Origin of the sequence: Streptomyces tyrfis (assembly GCF_037034285.1) — a bacterium.
Taxonomy (GTDB): Bacteria; Actinomycetota; Actinomycetes; order Streptomycetales; family Streptomycetaceae; genus Streptomyces.
Map to the genome: position 1 here is coordinate 193,829 of NZ_JBAGJZ010000007.1, position 21,417 is coordinate 215,245.

A 21,417-nucleotide genomic window follows, 5' to 3' on the forward strand; every position below is an offset into this window, starting at 1 on the left:
AGTTCTGCACAACCGGTGCACAGGGCAGGGGTGGTTCTCCCCAGGGCTGTCCCCAGCTTTACCCAGGTTCCCCACAGCCCAATCGCGCCTCTCGATGTGACGCCTTTCACTCGGCGTGGTGATGAGCGGTGTCGTGTTGCCGAACAGTGGACAGGGGTGTGGAGAAGCCCGGGTCTGCTGGGGACAACGCGGTCGTAGCTGTGGGATCCCCGTGGACAACATCGGGGGCGGCATGTGCACGAAGATTTTTTCCACAGCCTGTGGATCACGGTTTGCCACAAATCCCCAAGCCTCTGACCTGGCCTGATGGTGCATCGGCAGCAAGCCCTGTGGAAGCAGTATGGACAACTCTTGGATCCCCAGGCTGTGGAGGGGAAAATCTCCCCAGATCTGTGGAGAACCGGGTGCGCGCGGCAGGTATTCGAACACCGCGGACGCGCCGGGACGGCGGGACCGAGTCCGAAACGGCTCTCGGGAAGGCTCGGGAGGGACCGGGAGGGGCCTCGGGAAGGTCCGGGAGGGGCCTCGGGAAGGTCCGGGAGGGGCCTCGGGAAGGTCCGGGAGGGGCCTCGGGAAGGTCCGGGAGGGGCCTCGAAGGGCTCGTTCGAGGGCTGAGGGCGCCACGGGTGGGGCCGGGTGGCACCGTCGGAAGGCGTGGGAGCCGGGGAGAGGCCGCGATACGGGGATGGTCCGCCGCGCCGGCGAGCCCGCACGGCCCGGACACCGCCCCGCAGACCAGTTTTTATCCAGCGGAATTTTTTGACGCATGAGGGCGCCCGGGCAACCGTCTGTCAGGGGTTGCCCGGGCGCCCTCGGCGACGCCTGGAGAACGGGAACGGAACGCTCCAGCGTTTCCTCAGCCGTTCTTGATGCGGTTGGTGAGTTCGGTGACCTGGTTGTAGATGGACCGCCGCTCCGCCATCAGCGCGCGGATCTTCCGGTCCGCGTGCATCACCGTCGTGTGGTCGCGCCCGCCGAACTGCGCCCCGATCTTGGGCAGCGAGAGATCGGTGAGCTCGCGGCAGAGGTACATGGCGATCTGGCGGGCCGTCACCAGCACGCGGCTGCGCGAGGTTCCGCAGAGGTCGTCCACCGTCAGGCCGAAGTAGTCCGCCGTCGAGGCCATGATGGCCGCCGCCGTGATCTCCGGAGCCGCGTCCTCGCCGCCCGGGATCAGGTCCTTCAGCACATGCTCGGTCAGCCCGAGATCCACCGGCTGGCGGTTCAGGCTGGCGAACGCCGTCACGCGGATCAGCGCGCCCTCCAGCTCCCTGATGTTCCGGGAGATGCGGGAGGCGATGAACTCCAGTACCTCCGGCGGGGCGTTGAGCTGCTCCTGCACCGCCTTCTTGCGCAGGATCGCGATCCGGGTCTCCAGCTCCGGCGGCTGCACATCGGTGGTCAGCCCCCACTCGAACCGGTTCCGCAGCCGGTCCTCCAGGGTCACCAGCTGCTTGGGCGGCCGGTCCGAGGACAGCACGATCTGCTTGTTGGCGTTGTGGAGCGTGTTGAAGGTGTGGAAGAACTCCTCCTGCGTCGACTCCTTGCTCGCCAGGAACTGGATGTCGTCGACCAGCAGGATGTCCACATCGCGGTAGCGCTTGCGGAAGGTGTCGCCCTTGCCGTCGCGGATCGAGTTGATGAACTCGTTGGTGAACTCCTCGGAGCTCACGTACCGCACCCGGGTGCCCGGGTAGAGGCTGCGGGCGTAGTGCCCGATGGCGTGCAGCAGATGGGTCTTCCCCAGCCCCGACTCCCCGTAGATGAAGAGCGGGTTGTACGCCTTGGCGGGGGCCTCCGCGACCGCCACCGCCGCCGCGTGCGCGAACCGGTTGGACGCGCCGATGACGAAGGTGTCGAAGAGGTACTTCGGGTTCAGCCGCGCGGCGGGCTCCCCGGGGCCGGGCGTCGCGGCGGACGGCGCGCCCATCGGCCCGGCGGCGCCGCCCGGCCTGCCCGTGCCGGCGGCGGACGGCCGGTGCGGCGCCTGCGGGTCCGGCAGCTCGTGGCGCTCGGGGCGGTGCTGTTCGTACGCCGGGCGCTCGGGCGGCTGCGGGCGGTAGTCGTGCTGCGGGTGACCGCCGCCGTACGGTTCGCGCCACTGGTCGGCGGCGCTGTCGCGGTCCTGGAACCCGCCGAGCCGCGGCTGCTGCCAGGAGAGGTCCTCCTGGGTGCGCGGCCACGCACCGGGTTCGGGACGCTGCTGCTGGTAGTCGGGGTAGGCGGGCCGGGCCGTCGGCATGCCGTCGTCCGAGGGCCGGTGCCCGTAGCCGTCGTACGCGTCGTCGTGCTGCGGGCCCGGATATCGCGGCGGCTGCGGCGGCTGGTGCATCGGCGGCGCGGGCGGGCTCGGCGGCTCGCCGGCGGAGTCGTCGACGGTGATCGCGATGCGGATCGGACGGCCGCACTCGCGGCTCAGCGTCTCACTGATCAGAGGCGCCAGCCGGCCCTCCAGCACGCGCTTGCCCCACTCGTTGGGGACGGCGAGCAGCGCCGTGTCGGCGACCAGGGCGAGCGGCTGGCAGCGCTCGATCCACTGCTTGTCCTTCGGCTCGATGCCCTGCTGGCCCTCCCCGAGGAGCTGTTCCAGCACGCGTGGCCACACTGCGGCAAGATCGGCAGGTACGTCAGCCACAAGGCACGCTTTCTCGCTGGTCCCACGAATGTGTGGTTCTCGGGACGGGGTGGGTCGGTGTGGGTCGGTATGGGTGAGGACCGGCAGGCGGGAAGAAAAAGAACCGGAGTTCAGCCACGGTAGTCAGGGCGACCCGCGAGGTTCAAGTCGTTGTCCACAGCCTGTGCACAGTGGCGGGTGCCGGGGAGCTGGTTTGACCGGATGGCGTAGCCGCGCGTACCGTGACCAGGTCGAGTTGTCGATGGCTGCTGCCGCCTGCCTCCGATGGGCAAAGATCACGATCTGTGATCGTGAAGCGGTGCACTTGAGCGTTTACGCGAGTCTCTCGTGGGCGCACGGTGACAGCCAGGCGACGTCCCGCCGAAACCCGAGTCATTTCTGGAGCCCCCGAGTGAGCAAGCGCACCTTCCAGCCGAACAATCGTCGTCGCGCGAAGACCCACGGCTTCCGGCTGCGGATGCGCACCCGTGCCGGCCGCGCGATTCTCGCGTCCCGCCGTGCCAAGGGTCGCGCCAACCTGTCCGCCTGATCGCCAACAGGTCATGACGTGCTGCCTACCGAGAATCGGCTGAGGCGGCGCGAGGACTTCGCGACCGCAGTACGCCGAGGACGCCGGGCCGGGCGCCCGCTCCTCGTCGTTCATCTACGCAGCGGTGCCACGTACCCGCACGTGACTGGGGAGGATGCTCCCCCGACACGTGCGGGTTTCGTTGTCAGCAAGGCCGTGGGTGGCGCGGTTGTGCGCACAGCGGTGAAGCGGAGGCTTCGCCATCTGGTCCGCGACCGGCTGGCCCTGCTGCCCCCCGGTAGCCTGGTTGTCGTACGAGCGCTGCCCGGAGCGGGCGACGCCGATCACGAGCAACTGGCCCGAGACCTGGATGCCGCACTCCAGCGGCTCCTGGGAGGGGGCGCGCGATGAAGTACCCGCTGCTGGCTCTGATCAAGCTCTACCAGTGGACGATCAGCCCGCTGCTCGGGCCCGTCTGCCGTTACTACCCGTCGTGTTCCCACTATGGATATACGGCGATCGACCGGCACGGAGCGATCAAGGGAACCGCGCTGACGGCCTGGCGCATCCTGCGGTGCAATCCGTGGTCACCCGGTGGCGTGGATCATGTCCCACCACGTAAACGTCCGCGCTGGCACGAACTGCTGCGCAACGCCATGCGCGGTGGCAAGGGCGGGGACTCCGCCGCTGATGTGCCTCCCGGGGGATCGGTCTCCGAACCTCCGAGCCCGGCCGCAGAGACTTCGCCCAATGCTCAAGGAGCCTGATTAGTGGACACGATTGCCAGTCTGTTCAGCTTTATCACCTGGCCCGTTTCCTGGGTCATCGTCCAGTTCCACAGGTTGTACGGAGCCGTCTTCGGCGCCAACACCGGCTGGGCCTGGGGCCTGTCCATCGTGTCTCTGGTCGTGCTGATCCGGATCTGCCTGATCCCGCTCTTCGTGAAGCAGATCAAGTCGACCCGGAACATGCAGGTGCTCCAGCCGAAGATGAAGGCGATCCAGGAGCGCTACAAGAACGACCGGCAGCGCCAGTCCGAGGAAATGATGAAGCTGTACAAGGAGACGGGCACCAACCCGCTCTCCTCGTGCCTCCCGATCCTCGCGCAGTCGCCGTTCTTCTTCGCCCTGTATCACGTGCTCTCGGCCATCGCCTCGGGCAAGACGATCGGGGTCATCGACCAGCCGCTGCTCGACAGCGCCCGCCAGGCGCACATCTTCGGCGCGCCGCTCGCCGTGAAGTTCATGGACACCGAGGCGAAGGCCCAGGCCCTCGGCGCCTCGCTGACCGATGTCCGGGTCGTCACCGCGGTCATGATCGTGCTGATGTCGGCGTCCCAGTTCTTCACCCAGCGCCAGCTGATGACGAAGAACGTCGACCTGACGGTCAAGACGCCGTACATGCAGCAGCAGAAGATGCTGATGTACATCTTCCCGCTGATCTTCGCCGTCATGGGCATCAACTTCCCCGTCGGTGTCCTCGTCTACTGGCTGACCACCAACGTCTGGACCATGGGTCAGCAGATGTACGTGATCAACCAGAACCCGACCCCGGGCAGCAAGGCGCAGGACCAGTACCTGGGACGTCTACTGAAGAGCGTCATCGCTCACGGCGAGGTGCGCGGCAGGACCAGGCGGAACATGATCAAGCGCATCGTGTCCAAGGGTCCGGACCGCAACGACATCGAGCGGAAGTTCATCACGGGCCTGGCCAAGCAGGGCTTCGCCGCCCAGGAGGACGGCACGGTGATCAGGAGCGACAGCGCCGCCCTCGCCGAGGACGAGAGCGGGGCCGCGCAGCGACGCCAGCAGCCCAAGCGCCAGACCAAGGCCCAGCGGCAGACCGGTACCGCCCAGCAGGCGGGCTCCCGGGCCGGCACCTCCCACGCGCGGGCCAAGACCACGCAGAAGAAGTCGGACGCGTCGCAGGACGACACGTCCAAGCCGGCGGGCTCGACCGCGTCCGGCTCCTCACGCCAAGCCAAGTCCGGGCAGCGCAAGGGCCCGCAGCGGCCCAAGCACCCGTCCAAGAAGTAAGAAGGAGTCCATCCGTGACGGAAGGCACCACCTCCACGGCCGCTGAGGGCACCGACACCCTGACCCGCCTGGAGCAGGAGGGCGAGATCGCGGCGGACTACCTCGAGGGACTGCTCGACATCGCCGATCTCGACGGTGACATCGACATGGACGTCGAGGCGGACCGGGCTGCGGTCTCGATCATCAGTGACTCGGCGCGTGATCTGCAGAAGCTCGTGGGTCGCGACGGTGAGGTGCTGGAGGCGCTTCAGGAGCTGACGCGGCTCGCCGTGCACCGGGAGACCGGTGACCGCAGCCGTCTGATGCTGGACATCGCCGGCTTCCGGGCCAAGAAGAAGGCCCAGCTCGCCGAGCTCGGAGCCAAGGCGGCGGACGAGGTCAAGAGCACCGGGCAGCCGGTGAAGCTGGACCCGATGACCCCGTTCGAGCGCAAGGTCGTGCACGACGCGGTCGCGGCCGCCGGACTGCACAGCGAGTCGGAGGGCGAGGAGCCCCAGCGTTTCGTCGTCGTCCTCCCGGCCTGACCGGGGCGTTCTCCCGGCCTGACCGGACCCTTGTTCTGTCGGCCCCGTCTGTTCGCAGGCGGGGCCGATCTTTGTCAGCCTGATAGTCAGCCGCCCCAGTGCGGTCGTGCGGTATGGAAGGACGGTTCCCGTGACGGCGGAAGTAGAGCTTCCCCAGGCGCCCGAGGGCGCGCGGGCGGTATTCGGTGACTTCTTCCCGGAGGCTGTCCGGTACGCGGAACTGCTGGCGGACGCCGGGGTGACGCGGGGACTGATCGGTCCGCGCGAGGTGCCCAGGCTGTGGGAGCGGCACCTGCTGAACTGCGCGGTGCTCTCCGAGGTCGTGCCCGAAGGGGTCACGGTGTGCGATGTGGGCTCCGGCGCGGGCCTGCCCGGCATTCCGCTGGCGCTGGTGCGCCCCGACCTGAAGATCACCCTGCTGGAACCCCTGCTGCGGCGCACCAACTTCCTCCAGGAGGTCGTCGAACTGCTGGGGCTGGACCATGTGACGGTGGCGCGCGGCCGGGCCGAGGAGGTTCTGGGAACGCTCCAGCCGGTGCATGTGGTGACCGCTCGCGCGGTGGCGCCGCTGGACCGGCTGGCGGGCTGGGGTGTTCCACTCCTGCGTCCGTACGGCGAGATGCTGGCGCTCAAGGGGGACACCGCCGAGGAGGAGCTCGCCGGTGCCCGAGGCGCGCTGAGCAAGCTCGGCGTGGTGGAGACCGAGGTCCTCCACGTCGGCGAGGGCGTCGTCGATCCGCTGTCCACGGTCGTGCGCGTGGTGGTCGGGGAGAGTCCGGGTGGTGTCAGGTTCGCCGCGAAGAGGGCCAAGGCCGCGCGGACGAGCCGATCGAGACGGCGTCGCTGACGCGCACGGACGCGCTGCGGAAGCTGTAAGGACTGTCCTGTGATCAGGCGGGCTTCCGCAGGGTGGTGATCCTCCTGACACATTGTCCGTGTGCACGGTACGGAGTGTCGTGCCCCCGCAGCGTGGCTGCGGGGGCATCGTGTTTCACGTGAAACGTCGCTCTCTGCTGCATGGGATCATCAGCCGCGGCCGTGCCACCACCGCACCGCGGCATCGCGGGCCCGTTAGGGCTACGGAGTTGTCCACAGAAGTGGATTCGTCCACAGAAGAGCGGGCCTCGCTGGTTCATGACCCCGAAAGCATGGCAGGCTCTGTTCATCGCGAGCCTGAAGTCGAGGAGAGTGAATCCTTGCGGTCCGACGCCAACATCGCGGGACCGATGACCGAACCGGTCCCCGGTCCCCGAACCGAATCGGCGGGGGAGGATGTTTCACGTGAAACACCGCCGCCGATGGACGACACACCCATCGGGCGCGCGGCCCAGATGGCGGTCGAGGCCATTGGCCGTGCCGGTGCGGGCCTGCCCCGCCCCGACCAGACGCGCATCATGGTGGTGGCCAATCAGAAGGGCGGCGTGGGCAAGACGACCACGACGGTGAATCTTGCCGCTTCGCTCGCGCTTCACGGCGCACGTGTTCTGGTGGTCGACCTGGACCCACAGGGGAACGCCTCCACGGCCCTGGGGATCGACCACCACGCCGAAGTCCCCTCCATCTATGACGTCCTGGTGGAGAGCAGGCCGCTCTCGGAAGTGGTTCAGCCCGTACGGGATGTCGAGGGCCTCTTCTGCGCCCCCGCCACCATCGATCTCGCCGGTGCGGAGATCGAACTGGTGTCGCTGGTGGCGCGGGAGAGCCGGCTGCAGCGGGCGATCCAGTCGTACGAGCAGCCGCTGGACTACATCCTGATCGACTGCCCGCCCTCGCTCGGCCTGCTGACGGTCAACGCGCTGGTCGCCGGTGCCGAAGTGCTGATCCCGATCCAGTGCGAGTACTACGCGCTGGAGGGGCTCGGGCAGTTGCTGCGCAATGTGGAGCTGGTCCGCGGACATCTCAACCCGGAGCTTCACGTGTCGACGATTCTGCTCACCATGTACGACGGCAGGACCAGGCTCGCCTCGCAGGTCGCGGAGGAGGTGCGCACCCACTTCGGCAAGGAGGTGCTGCGGACCAGCATTCCCCGGTCGGTGCGCATCTCGGAGGCGCCGAGTTACGGGCAGACCGTGCTGACCTATGACCCCGGGTCGAGCGGGTCGCTGTCTTACCTCGAAGCGGCGCGTGAGATCGCCCTCCGAGGTGTTGGGGTGCAGTACGAGGCCCAGCATGCCCACCCGGGCAGCGGGAACAGTCAGCAGAACATTTCGGAGGGGATTCAGTGAGTGAGCGTCGTAGAGGGTTGGGGCGTGGGCTGGGTGCCCTGATCCCCGCCGCTCCGCAGGAGAAGCAGATGCCGGGCGCGGCCTCTGCCGGTGCGGGTCCTGTCATGGCGCCGATGCGGGGGGTCGCCGCGGCGAAGGCGGCCTCCCTGGGCGCCACGCCGATGGTGCCGGAGCCCAGCGCCCCGGTGTCGGAGCCCGTGGCGGCAGCGGAGCCGGCCGGCGTAGCCGGTGCGTACTTCGCCGAGGTTCCCATCGACGCCATCACGCCCAATCCGCGTCAGCCACGCGAGGTGTTCGATGAGGACGCTCTCGCCGAGCTGGTCACCTCCATCAAGGAGGTGGGCCTGCTCCAGCCCGTCGTCGTCCGGAAGGCGGGCCCGGACCGCTATGAGCTCATCATGGGCGAGCGGCGCTGGAGGGCCTGCCGGGAGGCGGAGCTGGAGCGGATCCCGGCCATCGTGCGGGCCACGGAGGACGAGAAGCTCCTCCTGGACGCCCTGCTGGAGAACCTGCACCGGGCTCAGCTCAACCCCTTGGAAGAGGCGGCGGCGTACGACCAGCTACTCAAGGACTTCAAGTGCACCCATGACCAGCTGGCCGACCGGATCGGCCGCTCTCGCCCGCAGGTCTCCAACACCCTGCGCCTGCTGAGGCTGTCGCCGCAGGTTCAGCGGCGAGTGGCGGCCGGGGTGCTGTCCGCCGGGCACGCACGGGCGCTGCTCTCCGTGGACGACTCGGAGGAGCAGGACAGGCTGGCCCATCGCATCGTGGCCGAGGGGCTGTCGGTGCGAGCCGTCGAGGAGATCGTGACGCTGATGGGCTCCGAGTCCGGGAGCCCCGTCAAGTCGAAGAGGCCGAGGGCCGGCGGCCGGGTTTCGCCGGCGCTGTCCGATCTCGCCTCCCGCCTGTCGGACCGCTTCGAGACCAGGGTGAAGGTCGACCTCGGACAGAAGAAGGGGAAGATCGTCGTCGAGTTCGCGTCGATGGAGGACCTCGACCGCATTCTCGGCAGCCTGGCCCCCGGCGAGGGCCGGGTGCTGGACCGGGTGACGGCGGAGGACGGCGCCACGAGCGACGAGGACCAGGACTGAGTCGGCGGGATGATCGCGGGCGGGCTGTGTTCCGGTGGACGCCGGATCACAGCCCGCCCTTTGCTCTCCCTCGGTGTCGACTCGATGCCGGGCTGGCTACGATGCATTCTGGTACGGCCTATCCGGCTTGAGCCACCTCGGCGGGGGAGAGCCACGCGACCGGTGAAGCCGCAGCCCATCGGCGACGGTGCGGCTGGGCCCGGGAGCTGCCGGAGGATGCGCCGGTGGCCCGCTCCCCGAGCGGGACGCACCGGTTGTCGTACGCGATGCGACAGGCGAAGGAAGCGAGGAACAGCCTTCATGGGGCGTCGGCTCGTACCGCTCACACTGGACAACCTCTCCGATCTTCCCCAGCGCTGCCGCTCATGTGTTTTCTGGGAGCTCGATCCGGTCAGCGGGGACGCCGCGGTGAAGGCGGGAACACCGGAGCTGGAGAAAGAGGCGTGGATCTCGGCCGTCCTGCTGGAATGGGGATCGTGCGGCCGCGTGGTCTATGTCGACGATGTGCCGGTGGGCTTCGTTCTCTACGCACCGCCGGCCTATGTGCCGCGTTCGACGGCGTTCCCCACGAGTCCCGTCTCTCCTGACGCGGTGCAGCTGATGACCGCCCGGATCATTCCCGGATACCAGGGACAGGGGCTGGGCCGGGTGATGGTGCAGACCGTCGCCAAGGACCTGCTGCGCCGGGGGTTCAAGGCGATCGAGGCCTTCGGGGACGCCCGCTGGAAGGAGCCGGCCTGTGTGCTTCCCGCGGATCACCTTCTCGCGGTCGGCTTCAAGACCGTGCGGCCCCATCCCGTCCATCCACGGCTGAGGCTGGAACTCCGTACGACGCTCTCCTGGAAGGAGGACGTCGAACTGGCGCTGGACCGGTTGCTGGGCGCGGTCCAGAAGGAACCGGCCCTGCGACCGCTGTGATCCGAGTTCCGTGATCCGGCTGTTCCGCCCAGGTCGAGTGAGCCGGGCCGGGGAAAGTGAAACGGTCCACCCCCGAGGGGATGGACCGTTTCACGTGAAACAGCGAATCGCAGTCTCAGGCGCCGATGAAGCCTTCGAGATCGCGGAGGATCGCGGCCTTCGGCTTGGCCCCGACGATGGTCTTGGCGACCTCGCCGCCCTGGTAGACGTTCAGGGTCGGGATGGACATGACGCCGTACTTGGCGGCCGTGGCGGGGTTCTCGTCGATGTTGAGCTTGACGATCTCGATCTGGTCGCCGTGCTCGGCGGCGATGGCCTCCAGGGACGGGGCGATCTGGCGGCAGGGACCGCACCAGGCGGCCCAGAAGTCCACCAGGACGGGCTTTTCGCTCTTGAGGACGACCTCGTCGAAGGAGTCGTCGGTCACGTTCTTCAGGGCGCCGGCCACGGCGGCCTCCTTAACTCAACTACTGGGGGAGTGGGGTGAAAGACGTTGATCAGACAGTCGCCGTCGCGGCCTTCTCCTCGTCGGCGAGCGCGGCGAGGAAGCGCTCGGCGTCGAGAGCGGCCGAGCAACCCGTTCCGGCGGCGGTGATCGCCTGCCGGTAGGTGTGGTCGACGACGTCACCGGCGGCGAAGACACCGGTCAGGTTGGTGCGGGTCGAAGGGGCCTCGACCTTGAGGTAACCCTCGTCGTCGAGGTCGAGCTGCCCCTTGAAGAGCTCGGTCCGCGGGTCATGGCCCACCGCGATGAACAGGCCGGTGACCGCGATCTCCGAGGTCTCGCCGGTCTTGGTGTTCCGGAGGGTGAGCCCGGAGAGCTTCTGATCGCCGTGGATCTCCGCGACCTCGCTGTCCCAGATGAACTTGATCTTCGGGTCGGCGAAGGCGCGGTCCTGCATGGTCTGGGAGGCGCGCAGCGTGTCACGGCGGTGGACGATGGTGACCGACTTGGCGAAGCGGGAGAGGAAGGTGGCCTCCTCCATCGCGGTGTCGCCGCCGCCGATCACGGCGATGTCCTGGTCCTTGAAGAAGAAGCCGTCGCAGGTGGCGCACCAGGAGACACCGCGGCCGGAAAGGACGTCCTCGTTGGGCAGGCCCAGCTTGCGGTGCTGAGAGCCGGTCGCCACGATGACGGCCTTGGCGCGGTGCACCGTGCCGGCGGTGTCGGTCACGGACTTGATGTCACCGGCGAGATCCACGGAGACGATGTCGTCCGGGACGAGCTCGGCACCGAAGCGCTCGGCCTGGGCGCGCATGTTGTCCATGAGCTCGGGGCCCATGATTCCGTCCTGGAAGCCCGGAAAGTTCTCCACGTCGGTGGTGTTCATCAGCGCGCCACCGGCGGTGACGGCGCCCTCGAAGACCAGCGGCTTCAGCGAGGCACGTGCGGTGTAAAGAGCGGCTGTGTAGCCCGCGGGGCCGGAGCCGATGATGATCACGTTACGGACGTCGCTCACGGGTTTCTTCCTCGTCTCTGCAGACTGCCTGCTGTCCACGCCTACTGGGGGTCGGTTCAACGACTCACACCCCACCCAACGGATCCTACGGGGGATGCATTCCCCACACGCCGGGGCGGCGCACGGGGGTGTTCTCAGGGCCGCGCGTAGGAGTGGCTGAGCAGGAGCTTCCCCTCGGACACGGTTTCGTCCCGGGTGCAGGCAGCGTCGACGACGTACGCCTGGACGCGGGCGGGATCGGAGCGATCGGGCAGGACGACGAGGAAGGCGTTCGTTCCTTCGTAGGTCCCCGCTTCCACGGCGAGGGCCGGGGTGTCGAGGCCGATTCCCGCGCGGACGCAGGCGGGGACGGAGGCGGTGGGCGTGCGCAGAGGTGCGGAGGGCGGCTCGGGCGCTTGGGGGGAGTTCCCGGGCGTCGACTGAGTCGTCACGGAGGGCGCCTGCTTCTCGGGCCCGATGCCGTTCGGGGTGGATGACTGCCGGTCGGCGTGCCGCAGAAGCGTGCGTACCCGGCCTTCGAGAGTGGACTCCGAGAAGGTCGAACCGTCGCCCGTGGCGGAGCCTGAATCGTGCATCGCCGTCTTGGGGGCGTCGGCGTCCTGGGCCGGCTGGACGCTCTGCAGCAGAAAGAGGCTCACGCCGATGACGGCCGCGCCCAGCGCGGTACCGAGCACCGCCGCACGGCGACGGGGCCCGGGGGAGCGGCGGCCCGGGCCGGTGGCGGCCCTGGGACGGCCCGCGGGGCGGTCCATGGCCGGGATCTTCGCGTTGGGCTCGGCGGTTCGGGTGGGCGTTGTTTCACGTGAAACATGCGCCGGGCCGTCGGAGACCGCAGAGCCGACGGCCGCTGCGGCGAGTGCGGCGTCGACGCGGTCCGCGACATCGTCGGGCATGCGCTGCGGCACGGGCACCGTGCCGAGAAGGTCGCGGATCTCGATGAGCGAAGCGTGGACGTCGTCGCAGAGCGCGCAGCCGTCCAGATGACCGCGTACCTCGTCCGCGCGCGAGGGCGGGAGCAGTCCCTCCGTTAGATCGGAGATCTCCGCGACGTCCGGGTGCCCGCTCGTGTCGGTCGATGTCATGCGCGTCCACCTCCGCCCTTCGCCGCGGCGGGATCACTCGTGCCCGTGTCCTTCGGTCCCGATGGGGGTGGGACGGATGCGTGCGGCGTCCGGTTCCTTTTCACGTCCACGTCGAGCTCGTCGACTCTCATGCCTTCGTTGCGTAGATGGGTGAGCAGCGGAGCGAGCCGGGCCCGGCCCCGTGCACAGCGGCTCTTCACCGTGCCGGTGGGAGCGTCGAGGATACGCGCGGCCTCGGCCACCGGATATCCCTGCATGTCCACGAGAACGAGCGCCGCGCGTTGCTCGGGGGGAAGGGTCGAGAGCGCGGCCAGGAGCTCGCGGTGCAGATCCCGGCGCTCCGCCGGGGCCTCCGCGGACTCATGCGGTTCCAGGAGCTGCTCGAACCGTTCCGTGTCGTCGACCGGTGAGGTCCTGCGAGAGGCCGCTTTGCGTGCCCGGTCGAGACAGGCGTTGACGGTGATGCGGTGCAGCCAGGTGGTGACGGCCGACTGACCGCGGAAGGTATGGGCGGCGCGGAAGGCCGAGACCAGGGCGTCCTGGACGGCGTCGGCCGCTTCCTCGCGGTCCCCGAGCGTACGCAGCGCCACCGCCCACAGCCGGTCACGATGGCGGCGCACCAGCTCGCCGAAGGCATCGGGCTCACCGGCCACATGGCGAGCGAGGAGGTCTGAGTCGCTGAGTGGTTCGGACGGCTCGGCGGCCACCTCCCCCTCCCTCCCTGTCCGTATCGAGATCCGTCTGTCTATCACGATCCGAGCGGACGAGGGCAGAGGGGAAGAGGGGGATTCACTGGGGGTGCCGGGGCCGGCCGGGGCAGGGGCGCGGCCGGCCGGTGGGGGATCCCTCACCGGCCGGATCCGTCAGCCGAGTACCGAGATCTCCGAGATGCCGCCCCGGTAGCCGTCGGATGTGCCGTCCGACGGCAGCTCAGTGATGTGGACCAGGACGAAGCGGGCTCGTACCGGCTTGTCCAAGGTCTGCTTCAGCTCGCTTCCCACGGTTTCCAGCTTGGTGAGGTGCTGCGGGAAGTCCGCGAGGGACGAGGGGACGGAGGCGTTCGGGTCGGCGGCGAGCACCTCGGCCTTCTGACCGCCCCGGAACATCTTGATCTTGAGGCCTCTGATGTCCCGCACGCTGCCGAGATCGACGATGACGCCGCTGCCGTCCTTACGGGGCGGGAGGTTGCCGAAGTTCGCGTAGCCCACATACCGCGGGGTGATCCAGGCGGTGCCGCTGTTGCCGTCGACGGCCTTCGGCGCGTCTTTCTGGCTTATCCCGGAACCGCTGGGCATGAACTCCGAGGCGCTGTCGATCCGCAACGGCTTGGGCTGGACCGGAGGCTTGTTGTCACGGCTCGGCGGCGGGGTCTGCGTGCTGTCGGTCCCCGAGTTGTCGGCCCGGCCGATGAGCTTCTCGGCGAGCTGCCAGCTGCCGAGTCCCAGTGCGGCGATCAGCAGGGCGGAGACCGCCCACTTCAGGGCCTTGCCGGTGCGGCTTTGCAGCGGAGGCGGCGGCACGGCGACGGGCGCGGTGGTGGCGATGCCGGGACTGCTGGGCGGCCGTCGGTAGGTGCCCTGCTGGTACGTGGTGCGCTGGTACTCCGGGGGAGCCGTGAAGGCGGGCTCCGGAGGCCGGATGCGGGGCATCGCGGCCACGGCCTTGGCCAGCTCGTCCGGCGTGGTGCACGGCTTCTCCTGCCGGGAGGCGGTGGCCCCGTCGTTGGCGAGCGCGCGCATGGCGATCTCGGAGAGACCGCGGTGCACCCCGGCCCGCACCTGGTCGGGGGCGAGCAGCCCCACACCCTTGGGCAGCCCGGACAGCCCGTAGGCGTCGGTTTCGTACGGCCAGCGGTGGGTCAGCGCGGCGTAGAGCAGGGCGCCGATGGCCTCGGTGTCCGCCCGCTGCGGCCCGTCGGAGGTGATGCCCCGCAGGGCCGCGTTCACCGCGAGACCGCGGATCCGGTATTGGCCGGTCGAGCTCCGCAGCACGGCCCCCGGCGTCAGCCTCAGATGGGCGAGCCCCTCCCGGTGCGCCGCCGCCATGGCCTGGGAGACCTGGCTGACGAGCTGGTACGCGTCGTGCGCCTCCATCGGCCCCGAGGCCAGCAGGGCGGTCAGCTCGACGGCGTCGGGAAGCCATTCGTGGACGACATAGACGAGGTCGTCCTCCTCCACCGCGTCGAGCACCTGCACGAACCGCGGGTCGCCGAGCAGCGCGGCGGACCGGGCGGCCGCCAGCACGGAACGCGCGCGGGGGTGGTCGGCGGGGAGCACATGGACCCCCACCGCGCGGCGCAGCTTCTCGTCCACGGCGCGCCAGCTGCTGAATCCGTCCAGTCGGGTGACGCACTCCTCGAGCCGGTAGCGTCTGGCGAGTTTGTGCCCGCTGTGCAGATCGGGGGCCGGCAGGGGGGATTCCGAGCGGTGGAGCCCGTCGTCCGTGTCCTGCGGCTCGGTGGCCGCGGAGTCCTGCGCTTCTGCCGTCCCGTCGGTCGTGGCCTCGTCCGCCTTGGCGGCCAGCGTCTCACCGCTGTTGTCGGCCACGTCGACGGCAGCCGTGCTACGTTCCGCCACCGTCGTTCCTGCCTCCCCATCCATTGCGCGATGCCAGCCGGCCCTGCACAGTCACGCCAATTGTGCCCACACTCCCGCGCTATGCACGACACGCAGGGGGCGGTGATGGTTGTGCACCGGGACGCTCAGCGCCCGAGTCGTCCGCGAACCATCCCGACCATGCCGTTGATCTCCTCGATCCGCATCCGCTTGCCGGCGACGACGAAGACGCCCAGCAGAACGGCACCGCCGCAGACCAGGGCGACGAGCGAACCGAGGGCGCCGTCACCGAGCCCCTTGAGAGTGGCGAAGCCGACGCCGCCGCCGAGCAGCGCCGCCGGAACGGCGGCCAGGCACAGGCGGGCGTAGGTCCGCACGACGAGCGCGCCGTCCAGGTCGCCGCCCAGCCGGTTGCGCAGCCGCCGCCAGGCGACGCCGACGCCGACGGCGTAGGCGAGCCCGTACGAGGCGGCCATGCCGACCACGGCCCACTGGGAGGGCAGCACCACGTAGCAGAGGGCCGAGGCCGCCGCGTTGACCGCCGCGACGATGACCGTGTTGTAGAACGGCGTCCTGGTGTCCTCGTAGGCGTAGAAGCCGCGCAGCACCACGTACTGCACGGAGTACGGGATCAGCCCGAGCCCGAACGCCATGAGGATGAAGCCCATGGAGCGGGCGGCCTCGGTGCCGGCGGAGGCGTACAGCAGGGTGCACATCGGCACGCCGAGCGCGAGGAACATGAAGGAGATCGGCACGATGGCGACCGCCGAGTTCCGCAGCCCGTGGGAGATGTCGTCGCGGACGGCGCCCGGGTCGCCGTCGTGGGCGGCGCGGGAGATGCGGGGCAGCAGAGCGGCCATGACCGACACGGTGATGATCGCCTGCGGCATGCCCCAGATCAGCTGGGCGTTGGAGTACGCGAGGAAGCCGGTGCCGTCCTTGCCGGACAGCTTGCCCGCCGAGGTCGCGAGCTGGGTGACGACGATCACGCCCGCCTGGTTGGCCAGGACGAACAGCACGGTCCACTTGGCCAGCTTGACCGTCTTGCCGAGGCCGTGCCCCCGCCAGTCGAAGCGCGGACGGAACCGGAAGCCCGCCTCACGCAGATACGGGACCATGGCCAGGGCCTGGACGACCAGACCCAGCAGCGTGCCGATGCCCAGCAGCCGGATGCCCTCCGGCGGGATCGTCTGGACGCCCATCCGGGACTCGGCGGAGGTGCCGTAGACCCAGATGAACAGGCCGAATGTGAAGATCATGACGATGTTGTTGAGGACCGGGGTCCACATCATCGCGCCGAACCTGCCGCGCGCGTTGAGGATCTGGCCCATCACGACATGGATGCCCATGAAGAAGATCGTGGGCAGGCAGTACCGGGCGAACGTCACCGCTACGCCGTTGGCCGCCGGGTCCCCGGCGATCGTCGGGGACATCATGTGGATCAGCCACGGGGCGGCGAAGACCACCAGCGTGACGATCAACCCGAGCGCGACCATGACCAGGGTCAGCAGCCGGTTGGCGTAGGCCTCGCCGCCGTCCTCGTCGTCCTTCATGGAACGGACGAGCTGGGGGACGAAGACCGAGTTCAGGCCGCCGCCGACGGTGAGGATGTAGATCATCGTCGGCAGGGTGTACGCGATGGTGAAGCTGTCACCGAGCAGGGCGGCGCCGAGCGCGGCGGTCATCACGAGCGTGCGGACGAAGCCGGTGAGGCGGGACACCAGCGTGCCGGCCGCCATCAGGGCGCTGGACTTCAGCAGCCCGGAGGCCCGGCCGCCGGACTTGGGCGGCGCGGGCGCCGGGGCGGGCTCGGGCTCGGACGGCGCGGCGGACGCGCCCGCGGGCCCCTCCTGGTCCCGGTACAGGTGCGCGAAGGCGTCCGGCTGGTCCTGGTCCTGGGAGGTCTGGCTGACGAGGTCGTCCACCCCGACGAACCGGGTGGCCGCCGCGGCGTCGCCGTACGGCAGATGGCGCGAGGGGCCGTCCGGCTCGGGCGGCGGGGTCTGGGCCCAGAGACGCGGGTCGGGCGCGTACGGCGCCGGGGGCGGCTGCTGGTAGAGCGGCTGGGGCTGCTGGTAGGCGCCGGGCGGCGGCGGGGGATGCGCGGCACGGTCGTACAGCGCCTCGCCCACCGGGTCCTGGACCGTGAGGTCCTGGGCCCGGTAGGGATCGTGGTCGTACAGGGGCTGCGGGTACGGCTCGGGCACCGGCGGAACCCCGCCCGGCCCGGGAGGCGCCGGGGGCCCGCCGGGGGACCCGGCTGCGCCCGCACCCTGACCGCGGTCTCCGTCGTACGGCGCGTTCATCGAAACCCCACCTCATCGTCCCCGGCCGACCGGCCACGACAGCAATCGCTCAACGTTCCACTTTCTCACCCGGGTCCGAAGCCTCCTGGCTTTCCGGTCCGGTGTCCGGCGCGGGGTCACTCGGCTGCCCGGGTTCGTCGCCGTCGTCCCCGTTCGCGCCGTCGGCGTTGGCCCGCTTGCGCTGGGTGTACATCCTGATGCCGGCGAGAACCAGCAGCAGCAGCCCGCCGGCGATCACGAGCAGCACGGTCGGGGTCAGCTCCGAGACCTTCACGGTGAAGGTCATCTCCTCGCCGTACGGCGTGCCGTCCTCGGTGTAGAGCTGGGCGGTCATCTGCACCTGGCCGTTGACGTTGGCCGCGGCGTCGAACTTCACGGACTGGCTGTGGCCGCCGGCGATCCGGATCGGCTGTTCCGCCACGGCTCCGCCGTCGTTCAGCCTGAGCCGGGTCGCGTTGTCCGACTTCAGGCGGAGAACCAGGTGGTCCACTCCCTGCAGCAGCCTGTTCTGCACGGTCACGGGGATCGTGGCGCTGCGGCCGGACAGGGTGACGTCCGACTTCGAGATGAGCTGGACCTCGTTGATGAGCCCCTGCAGATAGCCGCGAACGGAGTCCCGGTACTGCTGGGCCTCCAGGGCGCTGCCGCGCCACGACGTCGACATGGACCGGTTCACCGCGTTGCCGAAGGGGGTGACCACGCGTTCGGGCTGGGTGAGGATGACCTGGAACTTGCTGAGCGCGGCCTGGGTGGACTTGACGTCCTGGAACGCCTGGGTGGGCAGCTCCTGGGCGCGGAGCTTCTTCGGGTACCGGGAGGAGCCGGGGACGCTGGTCGTCGCGTTCTCGTCGGGCTTCGCCTCGGCCGCGTCGGCGAGTCCGAGAGGCTCGGTCCAGCGGTCGTCGTCGAGGGCGTACAGGGCGCGGGCCATCGACTGGGCCTGGGCGACCGTCGGCATCCGCTGGGGCGCGACGACGATGCTGCGCTCCATGTCGGTGTCCTGATCGGTCAGGGCGAGGGTCTGGGCGAGGAACTTCTGCACGGCGAGGGTGGAGTTGCCGGCCTTAGACATGTCGCCCTGGAACGCGGTGGAGAGCCGGGCGTCGGCGACCACCGCGGTGGTGCCGCCGCCGATCGGGCGGGCCGCGGTCGGCGTGTACGGCAGTCCGCTGGTCTCCTGGAGGCTGTCGCTGCGGGCGATCACCTTGTGGGCGCCGGCCGAGGTGGCGACGTCGACGATCGCCGGGTCGATCGCGCCGTCGACGGGCCACGCGAAGTCCGTCGACGGTTTCACGTGGAGGACCGTCTGCACGGTCGACGCGGCCGCCTCCGTAGCGGTTTGCAGGTGGCTGAGGGTCCCCGACACGTTCTTCCCGCGGTGGGCGATGGCCGCCAGATCGGGGTCGGCGAACGGCAGCGCGACGACCTTGTCGTCGGACACCGCGGCCTCCAGGGCGGCCAGCCACTTCTTGGCGACGGCCCCGCCCTTCCCGGCGACGGTGGTGTCGCCGGACTTCACCCGGTAGCCCCGTGCCATCGCGTCGACGCTGGCCAGCAGGTCCGGGTCGATGACCCAGGTCACCGGCAGCCCGCTGCCCAGCGACACCATCTGTTCGAGACGCCCGCCCGGAGCGAGCTCATCGGCCAGGTCGTCGTCGGTGAACACCGGCGTCTGTTCGTCGTCGGTGCCGGTCTCGGCGGTGACGTGCGGCGACGCGATGAGCGGCCAGAGATAGGTGAGCTGCGTCCGGGGGTCGCGTTCCTCCTCCTGCCAGGGCAGGAAGGTGCGCTGGATGCCCAGCACCTGGTCGTAGTGCGCCCGGGAGGTCTGCCCCGACAGCGAGACGCCGATCTGGTAGACGCCGTCGTCGCCGAGCCCCAGCTTGCCGACCGGGACGGACAGCTTGAAGTCCTGGCTGATCCCGGAGGAGAGCTTCGGGAGCTTCACGGTGTACTTGCCGCCGAGCGGGGCGGGGTCGCTGCCCGGCGTGTACCCGGAGCGCCCGGCTGCGTCGTCGATCGACGTGCGGCCGTCGAGCCTCGGCCCCACCCGCAGATCGACTCTCGCGTCGGTGATCGCGGCCTTGCCCCGGTTCGTGACCGTGCCGGCGACGGTCAGGGTGTCCCCCTTCACCGGGGCGCTGGGGGAGACGGTGTCCAGGGACACCTTCACGGTCTGGGACCCGGAGGGGGCCTTGGCGGGTGGCGCGGCGTGCGCGGGCACGGCCGGTACGGTCAGCAGGGCCGCGACGAGCGGGGCCCCGAGGATCGACGATGCCGTGCGCCGCAACCACCGGCGAGCAGGAGAGGGACCGATCCCCTGATTGTCTGCCGCCTCGGCCACGCGCCTACCCGTCCCTCGTCGTTGTCAGCATGGTGTCGTGTCGATGGTTCTCGGTTGCTGCGTCCACGCATGGTAACGAGGTGCGCGGGTGCCGAGTGCTGCGGAGTGCGCTACAAGATCGGAAGAGTCTCGCAGGGCCGGACGGAACCCGGACGACCGGGCCGGTCCGGGCACGTACCCTTTTCTGTTGTGTCGAACGCCAACGAAGACAGCTCCAGCGCCCTGACCCAGGTGCAGCATCGCGCAGTCGGTGAACTGCTGCGGGTGTCACCGGTCGCCGACGACCTCGCCCGCCGCTTCCAGGATGCCGGATTCGGTCTCGCTCTGGTCGGCGGCTCGGTCCGGGACGCCCTTCTCGGCAGGCTCGGGAACGACCTCGACTTCACGACGGACGCCCGCCCCGAGACGGTGCTGAAGATCGTGCGGCCGTGGGCCGACTCGGTGTGGGAGGTGGGGATCGCCTTCGGCACGGTCGGCGCCCAGAAGGACGGCTACCAGATCGAGATCACCACATACCGGTCGGAGGCGTACGACAGGACCTCGCGCAAGCCCGAGGTGTCCTACGGCGATTCCATCGAGGACGACCTCGTCCGCCGCGACTTCACGGTCAACGCGATGGCCGTCGCGCTCCCGGGCAAGGAGTTCGTCGACCCTCACGGCGGGCTGGAGGACCTGGCCCGGCGCGTGCTGAGCACCCCCGGCACCCCCGAGGAGTCCTTCTCCGACGACCCGTTGCGGATGCTCCGCGCCGCCCGTTTCGCCGCGCAGCTGGACTTCGACGTGGCCCCCGAGGTGGTCACGGCGATGACGGAAATGGCCGGACGAATCGAGATCGTCTCCGCCGAGCGCGTCAGGGAGGAGCTCAACAAGCTGCTGCTCTCCGCCAACCCCCGCAAGGGCCTGGCGCTGCTCGTCGACACGGGCCTGGCGCAGCACGTCCTCCCGGAGCTGCCCGCCCTCCGCCTGGAAAGTGACGAGCATCACCGTCACAAGGATGTCTACGAGCACTCGCTGACCGTTCTGGAGCAGGCGATCGACCTGGAGCAGGACGGCCCCGACCTGGTGCTGCGGCTTGCCGCCCTGCTCCACGACATCGGCAAGCCGAGGACGCGGCGCTTCGAGAAGGACGGCCGCGTCTCGTTCCACCACCATGAGGTGGTGGGCGCGAAGATGACCCGGAAGCGGATGACCGCGCTCAAGTACTCCAACGAGATGATCAAGGATGTCTCGAAGCTCGTGGAGCTCCATCTGCGCTTCCATGGCTACGGCGACGGCGAGTGGACCGACTCCGCGGTGCGCCGGTACGTGCGGGACGCGGGGCCGCTGCTGGAGCGGCTGCACAAGCTGACCCGGTCGGACTGCACCACGCGGAACAAGCGCAAGGCCGCCGCCCTGTCCCGGACCTATGACGGTCTTGAGGAGCGCATCGCGCAGTTGCAGCAGCAGGAGGAGCTGGACGCCATCCGGCCCGATCTGGACGGTAACGAGATCATGAAGGTTCTGGGGATCGGCCCCGGGCCGACGGTCGGCAAGGCCTACGCCTTCCTGCTGGAGCTGCGGCTGGAGCACGGCCCGCTGGGGCATGACGCGGCCGTCGGCAGGCTCCGGGAGTGGTGGGCCGCCCAGAACTGAGCGAACCGGCCCCGCCCGGAGGGGCAGGGGAGGAGTCGCGTCAGGTTTCACGTGAAACATGGCGGCGGGGGGGGGGGGGGGGGGGGGTGGGAGGGAACGCA

Annotated in this window: 18 protein-coding genes; 10 read left to right on the forward strand and 8 right to left on the reverse strand. The window is 69.6% G+C overall.

Annotated elements, in window-relative coordinates; genetic code table 11:
* Positions 1-856: 856 nt before the first annotated feature.
* The gene (gene dnaA, locus WA762_RS08030) at positions 857-2,635 is read right to left on the reverse strand and encodes a chromosomal replication initiator protein DnaA (RefSeq protein ID WP_335934115.1); all 1,779 of its coding nucleotides are present in this window, start codon (positions 2,633-2,635) and stop codon (positions 857-859) included.
* Between the two features lie 391 nt (positions 2,636-3,026).
* On the opposite strand from dnaA, the gene rpmH reads away from it, so the two are divergent.
* From rpmH to WA762_RS08075, 9 genes are all read left to right on the forward strand, one after another.
* Positions 3,027-3,164, forward strand: a complete 138-nt coding sequence (gene rpmH / locus WA762_RS08035; protein ID WP_073790753.1) for a 50S ribosomal protein L34 — start codon at positions 3,027-3,029, stop codon at positions 3,162-3,164.
* 18 nt (positions 3,165-3,182) lie between these two features.
* Positions 3,183-3,554, forward strand: a complete 372-nt coding sequence (rnpA, locus tag WA762_RS08040) for a ribonuclease P protein component (protein ID WP_335934116.1) — start codon at positions 3,183-3,185, stop codon at positions 3,552-3,554.
* Positions 3,551-3,910 (forward strand): membrane protein insertion efficiency factor YidD, encoded by a 360-nt coding sequence (gene yidD / locus WA762_RS08045; RefSeq protein ID WP_335934118.1) that lies wholly within the window; start codon positions 3,551-3,553, stop codon positions 3,908-3,910. The genes rnpA and yidD overlap by 4 nt, the downstream gene beginning before the upstream one ends.
* 3 nt (positions 3,911-3,913) lie before the next feature.
* Entirely contained in the window at positions 3,914-5,179 is a 1,266-nt protein-coding gene (gene yidC / locus WA762_RS08050; protein ID WP_335934119.1) for a membrane protein insertase YidC, read from the forward strand.
* A 14-nt stretch (positions 5,180-5,193) separates the two neighbouring features.
* On the forward strand, positions 5,194-5,703 hold the full coding sequence (locus tag WA762_RS08055; RefSeq protein ID WP_335934120.1) for a Jag family protein: 510 nt from the start codon (positions 5,194-5,196) through the stop codon (positions 5,701-5,703).
* Between the two features lie 130 nt (positions 5,704-5,833).
* Positions 5,834-6,550 carry a 16S rRNA (guanine(527)-N(7))-methyltransferase RsmG gene (rsmG, locus tag WA762_RS08060; protein WP_335934122.1) on the forward strand — a complete coding sequence of 239 codons (717 nt, stop codon included), beginning with the start codon at positions 5,834-5,836 and terminating at the stop codon, positions 6,548-6,550.
* A gap of 301 nt (positions 6,551-6,851) precedes the next feature.
* Positions 6,852-7,928 (forward strand): ParA family protein, encoded by a 1,077-nt coding sequence (locus WA762_RS08065; protein WP_335934162.1) that lies wholly within the window; start codon positions 6,852-6,854, stop codon positions 7,926-7,928.
* Entirely contained in the window at positions 7,925-9,019 is a 1,095-nt protein-coding gene (locus WA762_RS08070; protein WP_335934123.1) for a ParB/RepB/Spo0J family partition protein, read from the forward strand. The genes WA762_RS08065 and WA762_RS08070 overlap by 4 nt, the downstream gene beginning before the upstream one ends.
* Before the next feature lie 300 nt (positions 9,020-9,319).
* A complete protein-coding gene (locus tag WA762_RS08075) occupies positions 9,320-9,937 on the forward strand; it encodes a GNAT family N-acetyltransferase (RefSeq protein ID WP_335934124.1) in 618 nt (205 codons plus the stop codon).
* 115 nt (positions 9,938-10,052) lie between these two features.
* Here the strand turns inward: WA762_RS08075 and trxA are convergent, their stop codons facing one another.
* The 7 genes from trxA to WA762_RS08110 form a co-directional block, all read right to left on the reverse strand.
* Positions 10,053-10,385 (reverse strand): thioredoxin, encoded by a 333-nt coding sequence (gene trxA / locus WA762_RS08080; RefSeq protein ID WP_335934125.1) that lies wholly within the window; start codon positions 10,383-10,385, stop codon positions 10,053-10,055.
* A gap of 49 nt (positions 10,386-10,434) precedes the next feature.
* Positions 10,435-11,397: a thioredoxin-disulfide reductase gene (gene trxB, locus WA762_RS08085; RefSeq protein ID WP_335934126.1), complete on the reverse strand. Its 963-nt coding sequence runs from the start codon at positions 11,395-11,397 to the stop codon at positions 10,435-10,437.
* Between the two features lie 134 nt (positions 11,398-11,531).
* A complete protein-coding gene (locus tag WA762_RS08090; protein ID WP_335934127.1) occupies positions 11,532-12,479 on the reverse strand; it encodes a hypothetical protein in 948 nt (315 codons plus the stop codon).
* Positions 12,476-13,186 carry an RNA polymerase sigma factor SigM gene (sigM, locus tag WA762_RS08095; protein WP_335934128.1) on the reverse strand — a complete coding sequence of 237 codons (711 nt, stop codon included), beginning with the start codon at positions 13,184-13,186 and terminating at the stop codon, positions 12,476-12,478. The genes WA762_RS08090 and sigM overlap by 4 nt, the downstream gene beginning before the upstream one ends.
* Before the next feature lie 156 nt (positions 13,187-13,342).
* Positions 13,343-15,055 carry a protein kinase family protein gene (locus tag WA762_RS08100; RefSeq protein ID WP_335934130.1) on the reverse strand — a complete coding sequence of 571 codons (1,713 nt, stop codon included), beginning with the start codon at positions 15,053-15,055 and terminating at the stop codon, positions 13,343-13,345.
* Between the two features lie 125 nt (positions 15,056-15,180).
* Complete coding sequence (gene murJ, locus WA762_RS08105) at positions 15,181-17,340, reverse strand: murein biosynthesis integral membrane protein MurJ (protein WP_335934132.1); 2,160 nt, start codon at positions 17,338-17,340, stop codon at positions 15,181-15,183.
* 49 nt (positions 17,341-17,389) lie between these two features.
* Positions 17,390-19,684: a DUF6049 family protein gene (locus WA762_RS08110; RefSeq protein WP_335934134.1), complete on the reverse strand. Its 2,295-nt coding sequence runs from the start codon at positions 19,682-19,684 to the stop codon at positions 17,390-17,392.
* Between the two features lie 189 nt (positions 19,685-19,873).
* Between WA762_RS08110 and WA762_RS08115 the strand changes: the two genes are divergently transcribed.
* Positions 19,874-21,316, forward strand: a complete 1,443-nt coding sequence (locus tag WA762_RS08115; RefSeq protein ID WP_335934135.1) for a CCA tRNA nucleotidyltransferase — start codon at positions 19,874-19,876, stop codon at positions 21,314-21,316.
* The last annotated feature ends 101 nt before the right edge of the window (positions 21,317-21,417 follow it).